The following is a 19596-nucleotide window of genomic DNA, read 5'->3' as shown; positions in this document are numbered from 1 at the left end:
TTTTAAATGAATGTTATCTCGCTCTTTATACTGCCTAATATATCAAAAGCTACATGCCTTTCATATCATGCATTTCATGAATTTTCATCATGAGACCATGTGGCACTTCATCATGATTTACTTTTGATACTCTAGAAAATGAATCAGAACCTTTTTCTTTTACTAAAAAGACAAAATCGCCTTTTTTTACTTTTACATTAGTGTTAGAAGGTAATTTAACATTTTTCTCTACTTTTTCAGTTTGTTCATTTATCATTTTATCAATAGTGTGACTATCTTTCATATAGCCATAGTAGGATTCTTTTTGCTGACCATTTAGCATTACAATGACTAAAATAATGCTAACAATTAACATAATTGCAATTAAAAAAATTCCTAACCCTAAACCTTTTTTGTTCTTCATTAAGACTCTCCTTAAATATATTAATTTATTTATACAAAAAATAGAATTAAATTGCAATAAAAGTTTCACAAAAATTCAATTGTACTTCAACTAATATAAATGAAGCATTATAAATAAGCAAAAAAGAGTAGATAGAATTCATGATACATTCTATCTACTCTTATTAACAATCAAATTAAAGATCAATTGTGATTGGTGTATCAATATCATCATCATTCATTAAAGTAATCGTTTTTGGATTTATTTTTAACACACATAAATTAGAATCCTCTTTAGAATCGAAGAATGTTTTGTCTTGTGTTTCCCACAACCAATCAATGACTTTCTGATCTTCTACAATGTCAATACTTGCTTCTATTTCAACAAAACTATTATTTGTTGTTTCATTATAGCCTAGTAAAATATATGCTTCTGGATTACTTTGAATTTCTTTTACTTTAGAACTTTTATTGCTTGTTTTTGTATATAAATTAAGACCATCGTTATAAAACACCATATATCTGCTATTCGGTTTATTATTATATGCAGTTGATAATACACCAATTTTAGAAGTATTTAAAACTTTCTCAATCGCTTGAGTCACTTTTTGTTTATCCAAACTAATCATCTCCTTATTATATTAATATCCCTTTAAAATTAAATTTAAACAGATTTGATATAAATATATTTCACTTCATCATGATGCAACGTCATATTAAATGGATGATTGGTTTCTTCTTGTATAAATAGTTCTGTTTTAGGTTGATTGCATCTATCTAATTGATGAATAATACTTTTTTCAATGTATACAGGTAAATTATCTTGAGACATTAATTGATGAATCGTCCCATGTTCTTTATTTAATGTATTTACGATGATTAAGCTATTTTCATTTAATTTATTTAGTATTTGATAATGTTGTTTACTGTCAGACAAGTAGCGATCATTAATTTTATTAAATAAGATAAAATGGTAATTTCCATCTTTTTGACTCATTAAATAATTATTTGCAATATGGATAGGCACATCGATAAATGCTGCAATAAATTGATAAAGATGCATAATTGGAAGTAAACTCCCATGTCGATTAAATAATGCAATAAACATTGGATCATCTTCAAAAAGGTGATAGCAAATACCACCTCCATATTTTAATAGCGCCGTTAAATGACAAACTAAATCTGCTAGTTGAAGTGGATGCCTACCGTCATTTGTATACTTAAAGCAACGTAATGATAAGCTACTATAGACAAATTGGGTCGAAGGTATATTAGAATTCTTTATAAAATGAACGTAGTTTTCGAAATGAGTATTTGCATGAGTAAATCCGCGTTGGTATTCAATTAATATATTTTTCGTATCAATATTTTCAATGTCAACAAAATAGTAATCAAAATTAAGACGCTTCATTGTATCATAGACTTCTTGTAACTTTTCGTACTGATGTAATAATCCTTCCACTAAAACACCATATTTAATCGAACGATTTTTGTTTCTAAGTTTTAAATATGATAGATGAATATCTTGGATAGTCATTGACTTGGTATCAAATACGAGCATAAATCGTACACTTTTTTTATTCCATTTATAATCTTGATTATTTTCTAGAAACGTCATAATTAAATCGTAAAAAGTAGTGAACTCAGATTTATTTTTGATAATGACAGCTAAACTGATATTTTTTTCAAATAATTTTTCGAAGCAGCGATTGAGTAAGTTTCCGTTAATTGAATGTTGATTCATATCACTCATATCATTAATCAAAATGGCTGGTTTAGGTAAATAAGATAAATCGATATCATAATGATCATTAAAAACAAACTGGAATAATTCATTAATATTTTTAAAATGAATAAATGCCTTTGAAGATTGAGTATGTTGAAAGGCTTCTAATTGCTCAAGATCAATGATAGTTGTTTCGGTTGATAATTGTTCAGTTGTTTCAAACTGAGAGATTAATTCAAAATGCTTAGGTTCAATGTCACTCTTCAGTCGTATCGCAGATATAGGATCAGAATGATTCAGTTGAGAACGAAATTGTTTTGGACTTAAATTAAGATAATTTTTAAATTGATTAGTAAAATTGGTATGACTACTAAAACCGGATTGTTCAGAAATACTTGTAATAGAGTCATTTGTACAAATGAGTAATCTAATAGCATGATTAATTTTCAAACTTGTATAATAATCTTTAAAATTAATATTCAATATACGTACAAATAAATTTGAACAATATGACTCAGAAATAAGTACATGTGCTGCAATATCTTGTAGAGAAATATTGGAAGTGATGTGATCATGAATGAATGTAAGTATATTAATTAAGATGTGCTGTTCAACAGGAATCTTTGGAATATATATATGAGGATGTCTAATAACTGCTTCTTTATAAAAAGTTTGTATGATCTTTGGAATAACTTTGTCATCATGATGAGATGTGTTGTACATATGTTCTATATTATTTAAAATGATTGATTTGATAAAATGACTTGATTGTAAGAGATGTGCATCAAAGTGGCAATTAAAAAAAGCAGAGTCTTCAAGATAAAAGTAAGCCATTGGTATTTTGAGCTCAATCAGATTTCTTCCTTTATTAATTTGATATAAATCACCTTGATTAATGATTGCAATATGATTTGATAATGGGTGATACTTTCCATTGATTGTCATTTCTAATTCATTAGTTAAAGAAAATAATATAAGCACATGGTTGATGTTTCTCCTAGGCATAGAAGTAATATTTTCATGTAAAAAAAGAGTACTGCTCATAAATAAGTCTCCTCATCTAGTATAGTATTTGTAAGCGGGGATTTAGGTCTGTTTGAATAATAAGAGTTATTATATATGAAAATAAAAGAGATATTAATAGTTAAAAATAAAAAAATTTCGTTTATTTTTAATTGAAAACGTTAACAATTTTATAGATGCACAATATTATTATTTTTTTTAGAATGTCGCATGAGACTATTGAAAATTTTTAGTAGGTCAATGAAACGAATTTAAATGCATAATAAATATAGATTTTGAGTGAAGAGATATAAGCTATTAAACAATGATTCACTTGAAATTAAAAATGACTAATTCTGTACATACATCACGATACAACATCATTTGAATATATAGCATCAAGAATGAATTTACTTATATATTTGATATGAGCCCCATATATTTAAAATTACTATTTAAATGTATATCAAGACACAACATCTTAGAGCATTAGCAACCGATATACAATAGTTTAATGAAACGAACGATTACGGTATTTTAAATAGAGAAAATGACATCACTCCGTAGAGTAAGCAACTTAGAATAAAAGATGCATGCAAATATAAAAGGTATTAACAGTAGCTAACTATTATATTTAGAATCATTATAACTCCCCAAAAATTTCTATTTAATGTGTAACAATTTTACATCATAACATCTAAATATACTTTTACTTAATTAAACATCACGAAACATATTCAAAGTTAAGAATGTCAGAATTAGTATTAAAAAAACCTGGGACAACATGCGTTGTCCCAGGTTTTTTGATGTATTAGCAAGTAGTAATTAAATTGAAAATACAGTAGATCAAGTTTTAAACTCTAGTAGAGGCGCTCTAGTACAAAGATGTTCATAAAGAAACTAATATCCAACACAAAGTGAGGTTAAATTGTAGAAGTGAGACATTGAATTTTATTTTACTTTCACCTTTTTATTAAATTAAAAGATAAATTAAAATTAATTATATAAAATATTTATAAGATATTGCTTTATTTTTTGGAACCGATTACAATTATATAATGAATATTAAAATGAGTTTCATATATAGGAGGTTAGTAGAATGAGCTATAAGAAATCGGCTGAAGATATATTAGAAGCGATAGGCGGAGAAGATAACTTAGATGCTATGGCCCATTGTGCCACAAGATTAAGACTTGTATTAAAAGATGAAAGTATTATAGATGAAAAAAAGTTATCTGAAATGGATGTAGTTAAAGGAACCTTTTCTACAGGAGGACAATATCAAATTATTATCGGCTCAGGAACAGTCAATAAAGTATTTGCAGAGTTAGAAAAAATAACAGGAAAAGAGCCATCAACAACTGCTGATGTAAAAGACAAATCGTCGAAGCATATGAATCCTTTACAACGTTTTGTTAAGATGTTGTCAGATATATTCGTACCAATTATACCAGCCATCGTTGCCGGTGGATTATTAATGGGTATTAATAATCTACTTACAGCGCCAGATTTATTCTATCATCATAAATCATTTATAGATGTTCATAGTCAATTCGCTGGATTAGCAGATATGATTAATGTTTTTGCTAATGCACCGTTTACACTATTACCTATTTTAATTGGCTTTAGTGCATCGAAACGATTCGGCGGCAATCCATTTTTAGGTGCAGCGTTAGGAATGATTTTAGTACATCCTTCATTAATGGGTGCATATGATTTTCCTAAAGCAGTTGAAGCGGGTAAGGCTATTCCACATTGGGATTTATTTGGATTACATATTAATCAAGTTGGATATCAAGGACAAGTGTTACCTATGCTTGTGGCAGCCTATATCTTAGCAACTATTGAAAAAGGATTACGTAAAATCATTCCTACTGTATTGGATAATTTATTAACGCCTTTACTTGCAATATTGAGTACAGCATTCTTAACTTTCTTATTTGTAGGACCTATCACTAGACAGCTTGGTTATTGGTTATCAGATGGTTTAACATGGTTATATGAATTTGGAGGTGCAATTGGTGGATTTATCTTTGGATTATTTTATGCTCCAATTGTGATTACTGGTATGCACCATAGTTTTATTGCAGTAGAAACAACTTTAATTGCAGATCAAGCAAAAACAGGTGGATCATTTATTTTCCCAATCGCTACAATGTCAAATGTAGCACAAGGTGGGGCAGCGCTTGCTGCTTTCTTAATTATTAAAAATAATAAGAAACTTAAAGGTGTGGCTTCAGCAGCTGGTATCTCAGCTCTTTTAGGTATTACTGAACCCGCTTTATTTGGAGTTAACTTAAAATTAAGATATCCATTTATTGGTGCAATAACAGGTTCAGCTATAGGCTCAGCCTACATTTCGTTTTTCAAAGTTAAAGCCATTGCTTTAGGTACTGCAGGATTACCTGGATTTATTTCAATTAACCCAGCTCATGCTGGTTGGCTTCATTATTTCATAGGTATGTTTATTGCGTTTATAATTGCAGTGATTGTCACTTTAGTTTTATCACGAAGAAAAGCTTACAAAGCTGCAGCAGAATAAAAAAGTAACCCTTGCGATACATTGCAAGGGTTACTTTTTTATTAAAGTTTTTGCTTACGCCATAAGAAAATACTTACAATAGTGACTAATATTAAAGAGATTCCTACGATAACCAGCCACGAAACGTAACTCTTATCATCAATAGGTAATGGAACGTTCATACCAAAGAAACTAAAGACAAGGGTAGGTAGTGTCAGTAATACCGTGAAAAGAGTTAATGTCTTCATAATATTGTTCATTTCATTTGAAAGTAATGAAGAATACGAAGACGTGATACTTTCTAAAATACCTGTGTATAATTCAGTTGTTTCAATCGCTTGGTTATTTTCAATGACTAAGTCCTCTAACAAATCTTCATCTTCTTCAAAACGTTTAATTGCAGGCAAACGGAATAATTTTTTAATAATCGTATCATTCCCTTTTAAAGCTGCTAAAAAGTAAACCAAACTTTTTTCTACTTCCATTAAACGATAAAGTTGTTTATTCGTAATACTATTTTTCAAATCTCTTTCAATACGGATTCTTGATTTATTTAAAAGACGCAAGTTTCTGTTATAGTGATTTGAAATAGTAAGTAAAATATCTAAAGCAAAGCGACTATGAAATTTTAAATTTACGTTATCTTGTCTTGAATAATTTTCAAGAAATTCATTTTCAGCATCACAAATTGTAAAAATCACACCATTTCCAATCACAATACCTAGAGGAATGGTAACAAATGAGAGAACATGACGATTCGTAGAACTTACAATAGGCAAGTCGACAATAATAAGAGAATAGCCAGTATCTTCGTCATATTCAATACGTGCACTTTCATCTGCATCAAGAGGGTCACGAATAAAATCTTCTGGCAGATTGTACTGTTCAATTAAATGCTCAATTTCTTCTCTATCAGGTTCGACAACATTTATCCATGATGCAGATTGGTTTATATTTGTTTCAACTATTTCGTTAGTAGTTGAGTGTTTATATGCAGTCAACATAATTGATAGTTCCTTTCTTAGTCTTTATTTCGCTGTGTCAATATTTAAAGTTTTATATTGATGCTGAACCATTATTCTTAAAGGTCCATTATAAATAATTTTAAAAATATGATTGGTTAAATCTTCAACTGAAAGACGTTGTGGATCATTCACCCAAAATTTAACAGTAGATATTGTTGCACCAGCAACATAACTATGAAAATATTTTTCTGGTATACCTTCAATCTCATGATTTTTACTAATATATTTTTGCATATTTTCTCCGATTAAGGAATAAATTTTTTCTTCAAGTTTTGACTTCCTATTTAATTGTAAGATCGTTTGATAAAACGTAATATGGTCTGAAATATGTTGAAGCATATTTTTTAAAATAATATTAATAAAATTTTTAGCAGTATCTTCTGGATTTTTTTCCATAATATTATGAAGATGATTTAAGAACGTCATTTGAGAAATAAATTCATCTTCCATATCTGATAATAATAAATATTTATCTTCATAATGTAAATAAAAGGTACCTCTATTAATATCTGCACGATCTGCAATATCTTGAATTGTAATTTTTTCTAATTCTTTTTCATTTAATAATTCGATAAATGAAGACTTAATTGCTGACCTCGTCTTACGAACTCTCCGGTCTTCTTTCATTCTGCATCAATCCTTTATAATTAATTAACAATATGATCATTATTGATTATTGTATTGAAGTGATAATCTCATTATAATTTACAAGGTATTAAATATTCAACACATTGTTCAATAAGTATAGGTAGGTAAGTAGAAATGAATATTTTTAAAAGTAAATTACTATGGTTCGCACCAATTGTAGCTATTTTATTATTAGTGATATTCTCTTTAGCGTTTTATCCTGCATTCAATCCAAAACCAAAACAAATACCGATTGCAGTGGTAAATAATGACAAAGGTATAGATATCCAAAGTAATAAAGTAAATATTGGTAAAACAATTGAAGATAAATTAATGGATAGTGATTCTGATACTATTAAATGGATTAAAGTAGATAAAGAATCAGATATTAAAAAAGGGCTTAATGATAATAAATATTACGGCGCAGCTATTTTTAATAAAGATTTTTCAAAAAATGCAATGAGTAAAACGCAGTTGATTATTTGAAAAAAGGTGTATTATATTATTTAGATATCTAACTAAATGAGATAGGCACAAATGGAATATAATTATTAATATTGGGTTAGTGTGTTAGTATATGAAACGAAACATTATCCTAGTACTATTTATATTAAATGCGTTGTTTGGTTTAATAGGGGTTGTATGGTCATTATTAATCACTGAAACAATTTGTTCATTATTAGCAATGTTTATTGTATATATGTTAAGACACAAGTTAACTGTGGACACGCAGGCGTTAGTAGAAGAATAAAATAATTTGATATTAAAGTGAGCTATAAGGATGAGATCTCTTATTTAGCTCGCTTTAAATTTATATAAACGATGACATATTACAATAATTATTGTTAAATAAGTTATATTACTTTATTATTGTTAAATGAGTATTTTTTATAGGAGGACGTCAATGGTCATTTTAAAGCGAAGTTCTAAAGTAGCTATAGCGTTATTGATGATGTTCCTATTTTTATTCGTGCCGAGTATGACAAAAATAGCTTCTGCGCACGCTACTTTAGAAAAAACAACCCCAGCACAAAACGGTCTCGTATCAAAACAACCAGATACAATCGAATTAACATTTAATGAGCCGGTAAATGCCGAATATTCAGGGATAACGATATATAATGATAAAGGAAAGAAAGTTGCTGATATTAAACCGAGTACAACAGGACATTCAGATACTTTATCTTTCTCAGGCGATCAATTAAAAGAAGGTACACAACAAATTAAATGGCATACTGTATCTGCTGATGGTCATGAAATTAGTGATCAATTTGAATTTTCAGTTGGTAAAAAAACAGCCAATGGTGTAGATACTACTCCTGTTGCATATGAAACGCCTGCATTTTGGTTTGGTGTGTTTAGATATATCGCTGAAGGCGCAACAATTATTTTAGTTGGTTTATATTGGTTAAACGGTATTGCACGTAGAAATAATTTATCAACATTTGATATTTTCCCTAGACATGTCGCTGTATCATTGATCATGATGATGGCATATATTATGTCACTTGTACTTTATCTGATGACTCTATCATCTGATATTTTGGATTCAGTTTTAACATTTAATCCAAGTGTCTTAATTCAATTCCCATATATACTGAGCGCTGTTGCTTTAATTATTTTAAGTGGATTATTTGTATTAAGAAATATGGAACGAACATGGTATTGGGCTATTTCGATAATTATGATTTTAGCTTTAAGTATGTCAGGACATGCTTGGTCTCAAAGTGTTCCTGTTTGGTCAATTATACTTAGAACATTACACTTAGCTGGTATCAGTTTATGGCTAGGCGCATTAATTTATTTGTTTTCTTCAGTATTTACTAAAAAACGAGATGCAGTTGATTTATTACGCGAAATCTTATTTAAAGTGAATGGAGCTGCTGTTGTAGTTATCATTATTACAGGTATATTAATGTCGATTGATGAAACTAAAATTTTATCAATATGGTCTAATATGCAAACATGGACAATATTATTAATAATTAAAATCGCAGGAACATTAATGATGATGGCTTTAGGATTTATGCAAACAACGCGCGCCTTAAACAAACGTTATAGAATTAATAAAGTCTCTTTAATCGTAGAAGTTTCTATTGGTATTATTTTAATACTTGTTGGTGTTATTATGAGTCAAATTAATATTCCATAAAAGGAGATTGTAAAATATGCTTAAAAAATTATTTGCTTCAGGTTTAGTGTTCTTCTTTTCATTAGGTTTATTTAAATATGCTGATGCACATGTGACGATAAATCCAAAAGCAGTTGAACCTGGATCTTACGAAAAAGTGGATGTTCGAGTGCCTGTTGAACAAAAAGATCATACTGAAAAAGTCGAATTAGATATTCCAAAAGAAGTACAAGTGTCAAATATTCAACCTGTAGAAGGATATAAATATAGTTTAGATAAAGACAAAAAAGGTAATATCACAAAAATCACTTGGAAAGCGAAAGATAAAGGCATTGGTCCTAATGAATTTATCGAATTCCCACTTCTTGTAGCAAGTCCTAAAGAAGAAGGCACATATTCATTTAAAGCTGTGCAGACATATGATAATAAAGATAAAGTAAAATGGACGGGCAAAGCGAATAGTGAACATCCTGCTCCAACATTGGAAGTGGAAAAAAATGCAAATGCTGACACTGTTAAAGGAGACAATGCTAAAAAAGATGAAAGAACTCAATCATCTTCAGGTGGTTCTATCGCATTGTGGATTATTTCACTTGTTGCCATTATTTTATCTTTAGTTGCATTATTTAAACATGCAAGAAATAAATAAGACATATAATAAAGTGACTTCTAGTGCTTGCTAGAGGTCATTTTTTCGTAACATGATTTGATTACAAAATTTTGTCACTTTAAAGACGAAGATAATCGATTATAATAATTGAAGTAAGGGAGGATTTTTTATGCGCAGATTATTATATGCTTTTTTAGTCTATATGATTATTGGACTTGTAAGTGGATTTTACTACAGAGAGTTAACGAAAGCACATGATTTTACGGGCGATACGCAACTAGCTCTTGTTCACACACATACATTAATATTAGGTATGTTTATGTTTTTAATTTTACTTCCGCTTGAAAAAGTATTTAAGTTAAGTAGTTATTATTTATTTAATTGGTTCTTCATTGTATACAATATCGGTGTTATTGTTACTGTGGGAATGATGCTGACAAAAGGTACTTACCAAGTCACTGGAAAAAGTTTTTCACCAGAAGCATTTGCTGGATTTGCAGGTATCGGTCATACAGGAATGCTTGCTGGCTTATTATTACTTTTCTTTTTACTAAGACAAGCCATTTTAAAAGAACAAAGAGATTAAAATAATAATTTGAGACACAATAGATTTAAACCTATTGTGTCTTTTTTTATAATTAAGCATAAAGAGACTACAAGAGGAGGACGTCTTAATGATTCATTATTCAAATCATCCGCCAAATGTTAAAGATTATTGTGAATTAAGAGTAAAAGCGGGCATGAGTCCTAAATCAGAAACAGCAGCACAAAAAGGATTACCCCATGCATGCTTTAATATTACTATTTATGAAGAATCAACATTGATTGGGATGGGTAGAGTCATTGGAGATGGGGGAACTGCATTTCAGATTATAGATATTGCTGTGCATCCATATTATCAAGGACAAGGTTTTGGGAAAGAAATCTTAAAACAAGTGATGGCATTTATTGAAAATCATGCAGAAAAAGGGACATATGTCAGTCTGATTGCAGATTATCCAGCTGATCAATTATATAAGAAGTTTGGATTTCAATCTACCGAGCCCAAATCTGGTGGAATGTTTAAAAAATATTAAAAAAGAGATGAGATTAAATGTCTTTTAAGTTCGTTATGTTATATCTAGATTATGCTTTACGTAGATATTCTAAATAAAAACCTCTAGGTGATGGCTTTTAGATTACAAAATATAAATGAATTTTTAAGTTCTAATAAGCTAAATAAAGCTGAAACAATTATTTGAAGTACATCTAGTACATAAATTAAATATATTATTTAATAAAATATTCATAAAATAATATACACATATAAAATGAATGATGATAATATATAAATGAACAAATACACCTATTGTTCAGTACAATATAGTAAATGATTGTGAGACATTGAGTCATAATATAGTTATATTTTAAATAAAAATGTTTCATCATTTACACCTATACAGCTAAGAATAAACATCAAGAATAGGAGTGAATAATCACTGTGAATTATCGAGAAAAATTACAGAAGTTTAGTATCCGTAAATACACAGTCGGTGCTTTTTCAACTGTTATTGCGACATTAATTTTCTTAGGTTCACCTCAAGCACACGCCAGTGAACAACTACAAAAAGATGCGCAAGTGATTCAAGCAAAAGCTAGAGCCCAAGAACAAACTTCAAATGAGACAAGTAACAAGCAAGTTCAATCTAACACAGAACCTAAAGCTTCACTTGTATCTGAGAGTCAAAAAGAAAACAATGAAACTCTAAATAAAGTTCAGACTACAGATACATTAACAAATGATTTAACATCATTTTCATCTCAAAACGAAAACAAAGATACATCTCATACAACAACAGATTTAAAAGAAAACAATGAAGCTAAATCTCAACTAAATAAATTAGATGATATAAATGTAACCGAGGTAAATGAAGGACATAGTCATGACAACCGTAATCGTACTCGTTACGAAGATAGAGAAGCATCAGATGATACCCTAGTATCTTCAACTTTAACAACAATTGATGCTGATAAACTTCAAGCAGCTTATGACCGTTCTTACGCTGAATATCGAAAAATTGATAGAGAACAATCTGATAATAAAAAAGTTGCTAAAATTAAAGCAACATTTGACAAAGTTAATGACTTTTTTAGTACTAATGATAATACAAACCAAGCATTAATAAATGAATTATATAAAGAAATAGAACAAGCTAACGCTTTAATCGGTTCATTACCACAACGACAAGTAAGTACAATCAGTACAAGAGCAAATAGAGAAGCACGTGCTGTAAGATCAAGTAGACGTCCTGTACGTGGACAAGGTGGGACGAGACCCCCTAGCAATACTGCTAATACTTATACACCACCAGTAGTTCATAACTCTAGACCAAAACCTGGCTCAAAAGTAAAAAAGAATTCAGATTTGTATAATAATGCTAAAAAAGAATGGTATGTAGAAAATGAAAATGATGGTTCCGGTTATTGGTCAGGAACGTTTTTACATGCAACGAATAAAAGTGCACCATATTACGCTACACGTTCTCATTATCGAAATATGAGTCCATCTAGTGTTAGAGGTATTGCAGAAATTTCATCAATTAGACAAAATGATGGATATTTATGGACGATTAATTTTAATAAGTATCATATTAAACGTAATGGCATGGTATTTTGGTTTGGTTTACCTAAAGGTCAAACGCCAACGGGACCAGTACGTTTTACTACCACAGATGTAAATGGTCATGAAACATCATCATCTGGTACTGGAGACGGTAGAGATCAAGCATTATCAAGAATGTGGGATTCTGCTGGTGGTATTACTTCTAGTGCATATAATTTCAGACAAGGAAATCCTTTGAATAGAAGTGAGTTCTATAACGATTCAGTTAATCATATTTATAATTTAGGGGATTTTGCACGTGGTAATGAAAATCAACCATTTACATTCTTTGAAAGAGAAGGTGTTCCAAATAAAATTAAAGTAGCTGGAGACGATATTTATCGTTATTTAACTGGGCAAGTAGATCATAATCAAGGTATTGATCATATCTATGCATTTCAAGCTAGAGGAACAGATAGTTATACCATTCAATTTAAAACGTCTGGTAGCTCACAAGATAGATTATATTATGCAGCAGGTGGTAGAGGGATTGAATTTAATGAAATCAACAACTATAACCAATTATATTTAGAGCCGCTAGAACAGTATAATGATCGTAAAACTAAAATTGTAGATGTTATCGATCGCGTACTGCATATTGACCATGTTGAATCAGCTTATGATGTGCCAGAGCGTAGAATAATGAAAAAACATTACTTAGATGGCGATTTCGCTACACACGAATATGCTGAAGATGTTTCAAGTTATCTAAGTAACCCTAGTGATCATGTAATGGGTTTATTCCCTAGAGTGCCTACTGATCGTTATAGAGGTAATTTTGGTGTAAATCCGCTTAACTCTTATGAAATTCATGAAATGTTTTCTGAAGAAAAATTAAAAGAGGCTGCGAGAACAGGAAGACCAATTGAAATTTTTGTTGGGTTTAATGTAAGTGATGCATACCATAATGGTGAAACAATCAAAAAAGTAAATTTATTTGTCAAACCAAAGTTAGAACAATCTATTGGATTCTATTCAGATAATGCACCCGATAATAAAGAGAATTCACCTGAATCACAAGCTGCACATCATGCTGTCTTTTTACAACAAGAAGGTCAAATGCTTAATACAGTGACTAATGGTAATAGTAAGGATTATCATCAAAATATTCGGATTCAATTTAAAAGTAACGAGTCTGCAAATGTATGGGAAATCTCTGGATATCCACCCTCTCTACGAATTGAAGATGCAGTAGATAGACCCAATACAGAACTTGAGAAAAATAAAGTATTGGTTGGTCAATTGCCACCAGGACGCCATGTGATGACAGCGAGAATTGGTAATGAAACTAAAATCTTTGAAGTCATTGCCAAACCCAATCCGCCAGTTATTTCAACACTTGCGGCACAATTAGGACAAAAAGGTGGTAAAAAACCAACTATTACAGTGACACATGTACCACAAGATGAGAGAGCAAAAGTACGTTTAGTTTCAGGTGGTACAGATGGTGCAGGTCCTGGCACATCACCTTTAGGCTATACTGTACTCGCAGAAAAGATGGCAAACTTAGATGGCACGGTGACATTTGAAGAAAGTGATTATACTAATCCTTTACCTAATAATGGGGTTATTAGAGCAATTACATACTATGAAGATCCAGTGCAATCCAACTTTAGTAATTCGATTAATGTAGGACTAGATACTACACCGCCAACTTTTGGTGACGTAAGAGGCCTTCAAGATAAATATTATCGTGGAGATAACGTTAATATTTCAATTCCTGTTTCTGACAATGCATATGGTTCAGGTGTGGAAGATGCATCTATCACTGAAAATAGTGGTTTACAAGCAGTATTTAATAGAGATAATTCTGGAGACGCAGGTACTTTAGTGATTACTGGAACGATTTCTAATAATGCAACATGGAACAGTGATATTCTTGTTCAACCTGTAACACATGATAGAGCAGGTAATAATACTAATGTAAGTCCATATCATCTTCATATTGGAAAGTTATCAGATGATAAACCAGTTCAGTTATTTAGCCAGCAAGAATTGAAAACAGTGGGTAATCCTAATAGTATTTCGCAAAGCGAAAGAAATGATATCATTAACTCGCTTAAAGCTAAAAATAGTAGTTTGACATCATTTTTAAGTACACTTAACCCGTATATGGTTGGTAATGATGGTAGAGTAGTCTTGACATTTAAAGATGGTTCGACTCGTATCATTGATCCGACTCAAGTGATTACATATAGACCACAACGTAAATCAATATATACTGAGCCAGGTAGTTCAAATACAAAAGAAGCATTTATTACAATTGCTAAAGGTCAAGAGTATACAATTGGACCTGATTTAAGAAAATATTTCTCATTAAGTAATGGACAAGATATTCCTAATAATGCATTTACAACTATTAATGGTAGTTCAATACCATCAGCTCAAGCAATGAGTCGTCTAAATGCAGGTGTTTATACTTATAACGTAGATGCATTAAATGCTTACAACCATAGTTCAGAACGTTTGACAATTAAAGTTAACGTAGTTGATGTCAATACATTAGCAGAAAATCAACGTGTTTACCGTTCAACAACTAAAAATTTAAGTAATGATGAAATTACACAAGTTAGAAATGCCTTTAAAGCTGCTAATCCGCAATTAAATCTAAATGATAGTGATATCAGAATTGAAAACGATGAACCTTTAAGTAATCATCCAAGTCGTGTAAGAGTGACGATTACTAAAGGTGAATTAACAAAACAATTCATTTCAACATTTGATCATATGGATTTCTTAAAATGGATAAATTTACGTAATGATTATACTGTGACTTGGACAAGTCAAAAACTTAATGGAAGAAGCACAGATGGTGGATTTGAGTGGTCTCCAGATGGTAAAACAATAATTTATCGTTATGATGCAACGATTGGAAGAAGAATAACAGGCAATGACGTATTATCACTTTTAAGAGCAACGCCTAAACATGCAGGGTTGAGAAACCATATAGAAGGTCAAGAGAAAATATTAGCAGAATCAGGCTCAGCTCGTGGATTTAAACCTGTAGGATATTCTAAAGGGAATAGTATATATTCGGATGGAGAACATCCATTTACATATGATGGTCAACCTATTCAAGTATTAGACATAGTTGACAGCAATACTGGATATAGCAACTCTGCCGTTGCACGCAGTGACTATAGACATACAAGCAGCAATTCAACAGTGATGAGTGGTGATATTCCAGCCATGAATGGCGCTGCTGGTTTCCATTTAGATAAAGTGCTTAAACAAAATGGTACTGATAATGGAATTATGGGTGCGGTAGATAAACAACAATTGTATTTAACGCCTTATGGTGCAAAAAGCTATATTGAACGCCTTGGACAATCAATGTCATCAACAGACAATGTGATTAATATCGTATTTGTACCAACTGATAAAGTAACGCCAAATATTGTATTAGATAATTATAATGATCATGTTGTATTTTCAGGAGAAACTTTCAGAAATACACTTACATTAACTGATAACTTTGGTATTAAAAATGTTACTGTACCTAATGACAGTCAAATACCTATGAATGTATTAAATCATTCAACATTAAGTGGTGTTGCCCCTAATGTATCTACCCCAATGTCTAAACAAGTGAAAGTTAAAGTAACAGATGGTAGTGATAACGAAACAACGGCTGTATTTAATGTATTAATCAAACCATTAAAAGATAAATATAGTGTCATGACAACTGCTGATGAGTCACATCCAATACGTATAGCAAATATTAGTAACAATGCAAGTTTATCTGAGACAGATAGACAAGCTATTTTTAACAGTTTAGATATTTCGAAATCAATTACCAATAGAAATTACGTTACAGAGGGCAGTAATGAAATAAGAAGTAGAGAAATTAGTAATGTTCATCGTTCAGGTAATAATGCAAATGTTGAAGTGACTATCACTTATGCAGATAATTCAAGAACATCCATTACTGTACCAGTAAAACATGTCATTCCTAATATCAGAGGAATAGAATTATTTACAGTACAAGGTCAGCCATTCCCAAGTGGTAAAGGAACAAATAATAATGACTTCTTCGTTATAAACAATGATCAACCTTTGACAGATGCTACTGTGACTTGGATTGGTAATGGACCAGATATTAACTCTACAACAGTAGGTGTCCCACAAATTTTAAGAGCAAACATCTTATTTGATGGTGAAACAACACCCATTGAAAAAGAAGCACACTATAGAGTAGTTAAAGCGAAACCAAAAAGAGTATATCAAACAACAATAAATGGTAATTTCTTATCTGCAAATGAAGGCTCGTCATCTAATGTAGGAGCATTTGTAGAAGGTATTGCAAATTATTTACCATCGGGTACGAACTTCGATTGGGCACCTGGTTCTGGACGACCTTTATCAAATAGTCCAGGTGTTTTCACAGAAACAATTAATGTGATATATCCTAACGGTCAAGTAGACCCAGTTAATGTATTGTTTAAAGTGAAACCAACTACGCCTTCAATTGATGCTTTAAGTACAAAATATAAAGCTGATTTATCTGGACAATCTATTAAAGTAAATAATGTTCCACATAATGCACAGGTTAAACTATATACTGAAGATGGTAGAGAAATGAGTAATACAACTATGACTAGAAATCGTGATGGTTCAGTGTCTATTACAATTCCAGGAGTATTACCACTTGGTAATATTAAAGCTAAATCAATTATCACGGTTGATCATGTAACGATTACTGAACAAAATAATAGTGGTTCTGTTGTGAACTCAACACGTTCAGAATCAATAGAATCAGATTTAAGTGCATCTTCACCTGTAACAAAACAACTTGAAGCGGTAGACGGCGGATTAAAATTTGTTAAAGGGGACAACATTGATTTAAATAATCCTAGAACTTACATTAAATCTAATTCAGATATCATACGAGTAGAATGGGAACAGAATGCTAATCAATGGAAAAACACAATTGGTACTACAACTAAACGCGCCATTGTCACATTGAGTAATGGAGAAACGAGAACAGTTTCTATTCCAGTAACCATTTATGCACCAGCCACTGCTAAAGCACCACAACGTGATGTGGTCGGTCACGCGTTAACTTATGGCGATGACGCAGCAAATTATGTGACATTTGAAAATAATTATATGAATGGGGCTACAGTGACTTGGAAAAATAATAATGCTCCAAGTAATAATATTGCTGGCGTTCAAAGCTTAACTGCTGAAGTAAGGTATAACGGTATTAATAACGTATATAATGTGCCAGTAAAAGTGTATGAATATCAATATAAATTTAAAAAATCAGAGTATAGTACGATTGTAGGAACAAGTTTTGAAGGAAATGGAAATATTAATAATTATATCGTATTAGAAAATGCGAATGGTTTACCTACAGATGGTTTCCATCTTGTTTGGACTCAAAATACCACAGCTTCTCATAACGAACAATGGTCAAATTTAGCACATCCAAATCAAGCTTTCAAAAAAGAAGCGAGCTTTGAAGTATTAGATAACCAAAATCATGTATTTTTTACTTCTGATACAGCAATATTTAAAGTGACAAATGCAGTTCCAAATCCAGCAACTGTTACACAAAATGATGTTGGTGATGTAGTCATTTCACCAGGAACAGGTAAAAACTTAGGAGCTAATGCTGGAAATACAATTGTAAATCCAGATAGAATTACTGTTAAAAAAGGAAATCAAGTTATTGGCACATTTGTCAAAAATAATACAGGCAAATGGACAAAAGCTAGTGATTCTATAAACACACCTGGTTTATCAGTTTCTCCAGATGGTAGTAAAATTATTTATGACAAAATGTCAGTTCCAAATGATACATTGATTAACACTGAATCAACGACAGGTAATGGAGAATTGACAAGTGAAGCTGCTATAAGTGCGACTTACAAAGTTAAGCCAGCAACACCATCTAACACAACATTTGTATTTAAACAAAATGGTGAGTTCGAAGTTATTCCAAACAATGCTAATGCATCAACAACAAAAAATCCTACAGATAAAGTTAAAATTAGCTATGTAGAAAAAATTGGTAATAGTACAGAACAATCTAGAGAATTAATTGTAACTAAAAATAATCAAAATCAATGGTCGATGAATAATCAGCTAGATTATGTAACACTTGATTCTAGAACAGGTAAAGTGACATTTAAAGCTAATTCTTTAAAACCGCATGTACTGATTAATACAGAATCTATTGCTGGAAGTGACGATAATTTCAGTCATAATACAGTTGGAATTGTGGGACCAGAACATCATGATGTTATCATTCATGAGATAGTCAAAGAACCTGGTGAAAGAGTTAGTAATGAGGAACTTAATAATGCGATTAATGTAGATAATAAAGATCATGCTAATGTAAACGAAGGAGTAAGTTTACCTACAAATTTACAGAGTGATACAACGCAAACAGTACCAACACGTATTACTTATAGAGATGGAAGTATAGAAATTGTAAATGTACCAATTAGAACCCATGCAGATAAATCGAGCATTAGAAATGCTTTACCTAAACTTAACGCACAAGGAGACACTAATGGTAAAACACCATCAAGTGTGAATGCATATAATAATGAAATGCAGCATTTGCATGATGAAATTGAAGCAGTTCGAAGAAAAGCTAATGAAGTGTTATCAAATGATAGAGCAACAAATACTGATGTTGCAAATGCGACAAATAATATTAATGATGTCTCATTGAAAATTCAACATGCAATTTCATTACTACAAAATAAAGCAGATAATAGTGCTTTAGTTGAAGCAAAACGTCAACTTGATGTAGCAACAGCAGAACAAGATCCAACGCCAGGAATGACGCCAGCAACAGCAGATAACTATAGAGCGAAAAAAGCAGAAGCAGAACGAATTAGTTCAGAAGCTCAAAAAGTAATAGATAATGGTGATGCGACAGTTGAAGAAATCAGAAATGAGAAAGTAAAAGTAGAAGT

Annotated in this window: 11 protein-coding genes and 2 pseudogenes; 8 read left to right on the top strand and 5 right to left on the bottom strand. The window is 31.0% G+C overall.

What is annotated here, in order from left to right; all coding sequences use genetic code 11:
• Positions 1-49 precede the first annotated feature (49 nt).
• From NR218_RS01090 to rsp, 3 genes are all read right to left on the bottom strand, one after another.
• The gene (locus tag NR218_RS01090; RefSeq protein ID WP_017174952.1) at positions 50-403 is read right to left on the bottom strand and encodes a DUF4889 domain-containing protein; all 354 of its coding nucleotides are present in this window, start codon (positions 401-403) and stop codon (positions 50-52) included.
• Positions 404-578: 175 nt separating this feature from the next.
• On the bottom strand, positions 579-1001 hold the full coding sequence (locus NR218_RS01085) for a pyridoxamine 5'-phosphate oxidase family protein (protein ID WP_017174951.1): 423 nt from the start codon (positions 999-1001) through the stop codon (positions 579-581).
• A gap of 44 nt (positions 1002-1045) precedes the next feature.
• Complete coding sequence (gene rsp, locus NR218_RS01080; RefSeq protein WP_019834833.1) at positions 1046-3151, bottom strand: AraC family transcriptional regulator Rsp; 2106 nt, start codon at positions 3149-3151, stop codon at positions 1046-1048.
• A 1057-nt stretch (positions 3152-4208) separates the two neighbouring features.
• On the opposite strand from rsp, the gene NR218_RS01075 reads away from it, so the two are divergent.
• The gene (locus NR218_RS01075; RefSeq protein WP_019834834.1) at positions 4209-5651 is read left to right on the top strand and encodes a sucrose-specific PTS transporter subunit IIBC; all 1443 of its coding nucleotides are present in this window, start codon (positions 4209-4211) and stop codon (positions 5649-5651) included.
• Positions 5652-5692: 41 nt separating this feature from the next.
• On the opposite strand, the gene NR218_RS01070 is transcribed toward NR218_RS01075, so the two are convergent.
• Positions 5693-6634, bottom strand: coding sequence for a magnesium transporter CorA family protein (locus NR218_RS01070; protein WP_017174948.1), 942 nt, complete (start codon positions 6632-6634; stop codon positions 5693-5695).
• A gap of 24 nt (positions 6635-6658) precedes the next feature.
• On the bottom strand, positions 6659-7282 hold the full coding sequence (locus NR218_RS01065) for a TetR/AcrR family transcriptional regulator (protein ID WP_019834835.1): 624 nt from the start codon (positions 7280-7282) through the stop codon (positions 6659-6661).
• A 135-nt stretch (positions 7283-7417) separates the two neighbouring features.
• On the opposite strand from NR218_RS01065, the pseudogene NR218_RS01060 reads away from it, so the two are divergent.
• The 7 genes and pseudogenes from NR218_RS01060 to ebh form a co-directional block, all read left to right on the top strand.
• A pseudogene (locus tag NR218_RS01060) lies at positions 7418-7765 on the top strand (YhgE/Pip domain-containing protein); the annotation flags it as partial.
• Between the two features lie 106 nt (positions 7766-7871).
• Positions 7872-8033 (top strand): annotated as a pseudogene (locus NR218_RS01055) (MATE family efflux transporter); the annotation flags it as partial.
• Positions 8034-8186: 153 nt separating this feature from the next.
• Entirely contained in the window at positions 8187-9434 is a 1248-nt protein-coding gene (locus tag NR218_RS01050) for a copper resistance CopC/CopD family protein (protein ID WP_049379327.1), read from the top strand.
• Positions 9435-9450: 16 nt separating this feature from the next.
• Positions 9451-10062: a YcnI family protein gene (locus NR218_RS01045; RefSeq protein ID WP_019834837.1), complete on the top strand. Its 612-nt coding sequence runs from the start codon at positions 9451-9453 to the stop codon at positions 10060-10062.
• Between the two features lie 130 nt (positions 10063-10192).
• Positions 10193-10609 carry a DUF2871 domain-containing protein gene (locus NR218_RS01040; RefSeq protein WP_019834838.1) on the top strand — a complete coding sequence of 139 codons (417 nt, stop codon included), beginning with the start codon at positions 10193-10195 and terminating at the stop codon, positions 10607-10609.
• Between the two features lie 88 nt (positions 10610-10697).
• The gene (locus tag NR218_RS01035) at positions 10698-11099 is read left to right on the top strand and encodes a GNAT family N-acetyltransferase (RefSeq protein ID WP_049382383.1); all 402 of its coding nucleotides are present in this window, start codon (positions 10698-10700) and stop codon (positions 11097-11099) included.
• 404 nt (positions 11100-11503) lie between these two features.
• On the top strand, positions 11504-19596 hold an 8093-nt coding region (ebh, locus tag NR218_RS01030; protein WP_259979632.1), incomplete at its 3' end, for a hyperosmolarity resistance protein Ebh.

The sequence above is a fragment of the Staphylococcus sp. SUC_1.2 genome (assembly GCF_026222585.1).
The sequence above is the reverse complement of the archived record's forward strand: the minus strand, read 5'-3'. Positions and strand labels throughout refer to the sequence as shown.